At 58.1% G+C, this 6,212-nt stretch carries 4 protein-coding genes; all 4 read right to left on the reverse strand.

Going from position 1 to position 6,212, the window contains the following annotated elements; genetic code table 11:
• Window positions 1–2: 2 nt before the first annotated feature.
• A complete protein-coding gene (locus K6T64_RS12660; RefSeq protein ID WP_288010580.1) occupies window positions 3–659 on the reverse strand; it encodes an HlyD family secretion protein in 657 nt (218 codons plus the stop codon).
• A gap of 404 nt (window positions 660–1,063) precedes the next feature.
• Window positions 1,064–2,578 (reverse strand): stalk domain-containing protein, encoded by a 1,515-nt coding sequence (locus tag K6T64_RS12665; RefSeq protein WP_288010578.1) that lies wholly within the window; start codon window positions 2,576–2,578, stop codon window positions 1,064–1,066.
• Between the two features lie 177 nt (window positions 2,579–2,755).
• Entirely contained in the window at window positions 2,756–3,130 is a 375-nt protein-coding gene (locus K6T64_RS12670) for a copper amine oxidase N-terminal domain-containing protein (protein WP_288010581.1), read from the reverse strand.
• Between the two features lie 6 nt (window positions 3,131–3,136).
• Window positions 3,137–5,602 (reverse strand): copper amine oxidase N-terminal domain-containing protein, encoded by a 2,466-nt coding sequence (locus tag K6T64_RS12675; RefSeq protein ID WP_288010579.1) that lies wholly within the window; start codon window positions 5,600–5,602, stop codon window positions 3,137–3,139.
• Between the last annotated feature and the right edge of the window lie 610 nt (window positions 5,603–6,212).

Genomic DNA, 6,212 nt, shown 5'->3' on the forward strand with positions numbered 1-6,212 from the left:
TCCTATCCTTTGATGTGAATGCGGATCTCCGCGCTCATCCCCGGGGACAGGTCGGCCCCGTGCTGGTCGTCAATGCTGATCTTGATCGGGATCCGCTGGGTGACCTTGGTGAAGTTGCCGCTGGTATTGAGCGCCGGAATGGCCGAGAAAGTTGAATTGGTGGCCTGGCCGATGTCCATCACCCTACCCGTAAAACGAAGGCCGGGAAAACTGTCCACCGTAAAATCCACCGGTTCGCCGAGACGGATCTTCCCGAGGTTCGTCTCCTCGATGTTCGCTTCCACGTAGAGATTCTTCTTGTTGACGATGAGCGCGACCGGTTGGCCCGGTGAAACCACCTCCCCCACCTTGGCCAAGGTCTTGATCACCGTTCCGCTGGCGGGCGCCCGGAGCAGGGCGTTGTCGAGCAGGCTGTTCGGCAGATTGCTGACATCCTGCTGGCCCACGATCTGGTCGGCGACCACGTAGGCCCCCTCATGGATGTTCAATGAGGTGAGCTTCCCGGACGTCCGGGGCATCACCCGGTAGATGTCCCCGTCGATCCGTGCGTCGTCGGTGGTTACGTAATGGGACGCCTGGTACCAGTAATAGGCGCCGATGCCCCCGCCGCCGACGACGATCGCAATCACGAGGATGATGAGGATGATCTTTCGCTTCATGACCGCGTCCATTGTCCCTCCCTCTTCGCCCGGTTCCCGAAGCATGGCCCCGGCGGACGTTCTCTCTGTCGGGTTTGCCGTTGCGGCCGCGCATAGGCACCTGCGACATGATTCTTTACGCACAAAAAAAGACTCGTCGTTCCCAATTGCCGGATATGGCCGAGGCTCCCACCGCCCTCCTTCCGCGAAATCGTTAGTGTGCGAACGATCTCGGTGTATTCTATATTAACGCAAAGCGGCAACCGTGAACAGAGTTTGAAAAAAGAAAGAACGCCGGCCACAAGTCGCGGCCGGCCAAGGGAGGGGCTTTTGCGCCGGATTTCTTGCCTTTTTATCATCTGGGAAGGATTGTTGTTTGGCTGTTGCGTGGTTCAGAAAAGGTTGGATGCCCCGGCCCCGCCGGATCAGCCCGCGGACCCGCCGCTCGAGGTGCCTGAGGTGCTCCCCGATCCGCCGGCCACCCAGGGCTTCTCAAAAACCATCTTAAGATTATCGAACTGGGCCGCGGTGTTGGCGAGCTGCTGCTTCAATTGATCCACCTTGGCCTGGGCCGCCACCACGTCCGCCTGGATGCCGGCCCCGTACTGATACTGGATCTGGGCGAGCTTCAGGCTTTGCTCGGCGGCCGCGAGCTGGGACTGGAGCGATTGATACTGATCCCGGAGCTCGAGCAGCCCGTTGTAGGCGGAGCGCACCGCCCGGGAAAGTTGGTCTTGCAGATCCTGAACGGTGTTGGCCGCCTTTTGCACATCGATCTGCTTCGCCTCATACGGGTCCGGGTTCATTTTGTCGTTGAAGGTGTACAGGTCAAGCTGCAGCTTCGCGAGGTTGACCTGTTGCTCGGCCTGCCAGATCGCCGGGCTGTCCGAAGTCACCCGGGCCACCTGGGCTTCGGGATCCACGTTTTTGAGATCATCGACCTGGGGCTGGTCCACCACCTGGTACTTGGCATCCGTGGGGAGCCCCGTCAGGCTGTTGAGCCGCTGGTAGGCGTCGGTCACCGCCTTGTTGGCCGCCTCAAGACCGGCCTTCGCGGCCTGGAGCCCCTGCATGGCCTGTTGCCACTGGATGTCGCTGACAGTCCCGTACTGATGGCCAACCGTGGCAATGTTCGCCTGGACCTGGGCGTTTTTCAGCGCCGCTTCGGCCGCCTGTTGCTGGGCCTCGGCTTGGAGGATGCCGTTGTACGCCTGTTTTACGGCGTAGGTCACCACATCCTGGGCCATGGTGTAGGCCCGGAAGGACATCTGGTGGGCGATGGATGCCTGGGTATATCCCGCATAGATCTGGGTGGTGGTGGTATCGCCACCCCGGGCGGGCACGAATTCCACGTTGTCCGAGACTTTGTCCAGAACCTTGCTGGTCCGCGTGATGTCTTCCAGGGCATTCTTCACCTTGTAACTGTTGGCATAGGCCAGCTCCAGCGCTTTCTCGTAGGTCAAGGGGACATTAGTCGCGTCCGGAGAGACCCCGGAGGTAATCGCTCCCCGGGTCGACAACACCAGGGTTTTCGTGCCGTCGATCCACTCGCTGTCCCCGCCCAGCCACTGCGCCACCGGATTTGGAGGAATGAGAATCGACCCGTTCAACGCCATGGGCGCCGCCGGAAGCTGGACTTGGCTCCCGCCCCGCCAAGCCATGCTGGAGCCCACAGTGAGAGTGACGGTTTGCGAGCCCTTGGACAGCGTCAAGGTTTTCGCCCCATCATCTTGCTTGAGTGTCGCTCCGAAGGCCTTCGCCAACTGGTCGGCGGGCACAAACACCTGGCCGTTCACCCACTGCGGCATGAAGGTCCACTGCTGCGCCTGGCCGTTGACAACCACCTGAACCGGCTGCGGTTGAGCATCCGCCGCGAACACCGGAACGCCCCCCGCCAGCATCGAGGTCAATGTCAGAATCGCCACTGGCTTCCACTTCAAGCGCTATCTCCTCCTTTCCCATTCGAAGGTTGTTCACCGGCCGTTCCCAGACCCGCCAGGCATCCAGAACTAGCGCCGTGGACCCATTTGGTTGCCTCGGGCAACTTTCCCCATGAAGGGGAAGGGCCCCATGATGGGGCCCTCCGGATCGGGGCGCAGCGGCCTCCTCGATCTTCCCTACCACTGGGAGGTAATGATCGCCTCTTGCGCGCTCTCGTCCCAATACGTATAACCGTTCAGCGCGAGACCAACCCAGCAAGCCGGCAGCATAAGGCGACCGTTCACCAACTCCGGAGCCACGTCCATCGTCACCGCCACTCCGCGTGCGATGAGGCGTGTGGAGCCGGCGGTGAAGATCGCCGACAGGCTTCCCTTGGTGAGGGCACCGCATTGGTCGCGTTCATCCCACGCGATCCCTTCCCCGTTCATCCCCAGGGCTTCGGCGGCGTATCTCAGCGGAACCATCATACGCCCGTCCCTTATGTAGGGCGCGACATCCATCGCTATAGATACCCCGTTCAGCCTGTACGCCGCCCTCCCAGCCGTGAATATCGCGACTTATTGCTGGGTCGTCACCGTCACGGTCTGAGTCGCCTGATCCCAGCTGATGTTGGCGTTCAACGCCTGGCCAACCCAGCGGATCGGGAGCATCACGCGACCGTCGTTGTACAGTTCAGGCGCCACGTCCATCTGGACCGCCGTTCCGTTAACGATCAGGGTGTTGCTGCCAAGGGTCATCTTCACAACGCTTCCGCCCTTGAAGATCGTCACGGACTTATCATTCTGGTTCCAGATGATGCTGTCATCGCTCACGCCCAAGGCGTTTGCAACAAAGCGCACCGGCAACATCACGCGGCCGTCATTCTTGAGGTACGGCGCCACGTCCATGGTCTGCTGCTGGCCATTGACCGTGTAGGTGGTGCTCCCCACCGTAAAGGTCGCCACGTTCGACCCAGACTGAGCCGGGGTGGTGACGTGGGCAATGACCGTGCTGGCCGCAGTCTTGTTGTTGTCAGCCCACGGCTGAACCGCAGTGCTCTCATCGGTTTGATCGACGGCGTAGGCAGTATAGGAAACCGAGCTACCTTTAACTTTCAGCACGATGTCACCTTGCGGTACCGTCCGATCAAGCTTGAGCTTGGCACCGGAAATGGTGATTACGCTCGGAGTGGTACTCTCAGCATCCACATAGAAGTCCAGATAACCTTTGTTATCCGAGCCAAGACCAGACGAAATGTCCTTGATGCTGAGATCACCTTGCGTGACCTCCACGTTCGGCGTTCCATCAAATTGAACACCATAAGGCAGCTCAATATGCACTTGATTGTAGGTCTTTCCGCCAACGGTTGTCTTAGCGAAGCCTCCAGCGACGTTTTCCGTAAGGGTAATGGTCCCGATATCCTGGCTTCCGGAGCCAATAATCACGTTCGGAGCGTTATCCACTTTTACAGAGACAGGAGATTGCACAGTTGCAACCGTCACGTTCCCGGTCACGCCTTCGGTGCCGCCGAGTTCGACGTTCAGGTCGCCCGAGAAACCAGGCTGCAACGCCACTTGCATATTGCGCAGATCAATTTCAGCCGGATTTGTAGAATTGGCGCTTGACTCACCGCCAATCGTGAGCTTCAACGTCCGCTTGTCCGTGTCCGTGTACTGGATCTTGCTCACATATATTCCGTTGGTAGCGGAATAGGCTCCCTGGATGTCAGTAGAGTTGCGATTCTCAAATTGCGATTCCCACCGAGCCGTATCCGGCAATGTCAAAGTTACGGTACGACCGGACACAAACGACCCAGGAACCGTTTCCTTGATGATGATGTCTCCGATGATCTGCTCCTTCTGCCCTGCGATAAGCGTCGGCTGGGATTCCGCAGTGGCTTGGAATCCGATCTGACCATAGTGTCCGACAACCAAGTTGGATACGTTTGTCGTCGAACCGCCGGTTACCAGAACGGTTACGTCGCCGGCCCGAGCCACAGTTTCATCATCCACATAGAAGCCGAGATTGGTAATCAGATAACCGCTAGCCTGCTTCGTAGGATGATCGACATTGATCCATAACGTTTGGTCACCGTCATTGGTAACCTTGATGTTCGAGACAGAGTTGTTATTCGTATCGGTATAAACATGAGGATCCCCGTACACATCTGCCACAACTACATTCGCCGTGTCACTGGTCGAGGTTGCATCTCCTGAGGTAACCGCGGTTGCGTCCCACTTAAACCCACTCGGCAGTTTAAGCTTTAAGGCTTGGCCGGGGCGAAGTGATTGCGCCACCTCTTCAGAAACAGCGAGATTAAACGTGAAGTGATCGCTGCTGCTCACCACGTCTGTGGCCGCGAGATCGACTTTGCCGGCGGTCGCCACATTCCCTACGGTTACAGAACCTGTCGGCAATGGGCTCGTGGACGGGGCGATCATCGTCACGTTAACAGGTCCATTCCCCGGGCCGGAAACCTTGATGCTGGGCAGATGAACAAATAGGTGCCAGTCATCCGATTGCGCGGCACTATCTACTGTGATCTTCAAAAGGGTCGGACTTCCAATAGTCCAGTGAACACTACCACCGCCTGGAGCTATGCCATCTACATACGGGGCATAAATGTTGATAGTGTTCGTTCCGTTATTATAGGTGTTATACACCTTAGTTGGTAGATTAGCAACAGTGTTGCTAGTCGTAGTTTCCCAGAAACTAGAAGTCGTGGAGTCAGTGACATCCGTGTTACCCCATGTCTTTCCGATAAGACTCGAATCAAACTGGAACCCGCTCGGCAACAGCAACGTCACTTGGGTGTTGCCGTTGGGATCAACACTGCCCAACGCACCTTTCGGGATAAACATGTCAATGGTACCCAGATCGGCATATGGCTGGGAAGTGCTGATGTTCGGCGTTGTAATCGCCGTCGCCGTTCCCGCCGCATACGCAACGCTGCTGGTCAGGAAAGGCAGCGCCACCGCCGCGGGCGTGGTGCCGAGAAGAGCCGCAGTGGAAAGTACTGCAAGAGCCTTTTTGCCTCGCTTCATAACCTTCGTTTCTCCTCCCCCGTATGTGTCTACTGAAATGAGGCGTGATGCAGGTGGTTCTTTTTCTGGATGGTCGTCCCCACTCGGGCCGGAGATCCGCAGCCGGCTTTCTTCCCTTTGGTTGAGGCGCACGACACTGTGCGCGACTCCAATCATCGAAGAAAGGCTGGTTATGTATCCGCCGCCCTGCGGGGCCGCATCACTCCCTTCAGTGGCGTGTGGTGGTCCGGGCGCATCGCACCGGGCCCGCATGAACATGCTAATCCTTGGGGTCTCTGCGCTCAGCCCTTCGGGGCGCGAAGTGCGGCTTCGCCTTCACTTCCTCCCCGCAACCCGCTCCCCGCGGGCCTTTCACTAGTACTGACGACGAGACCTTCGAAAAGGTTCCCCGGGGAGGGGATTTTTTCACCCCATCTCCCGCGGGAAAAATAGCCAAAATCCCACGAATGCTATTATAGTCTGTCCGCCGGCAAAGGTAAAGGGCGCGCAATCACTCAGTTAAAATCTGATATGAACGAGGCTGTCAAGTACCAGGCCCCGTGGTTTTTGTTTTTCCGTGAAGAGCCCGGCCCGAAGGCCTGTCCATCGTCGACGGTCGGCAGTCTGATAT

The sequence above is a fragment of the Kyrpidia sp. genome (genome assembly GCF_023512215.1).
Taxonomy (GTDB): domain Bacteria; phylum Bacillota; class Bacilli; order Kyrpidiales; family Kyrpidiaceae; genus Kyrpidia; species Kyrpidia spormannii.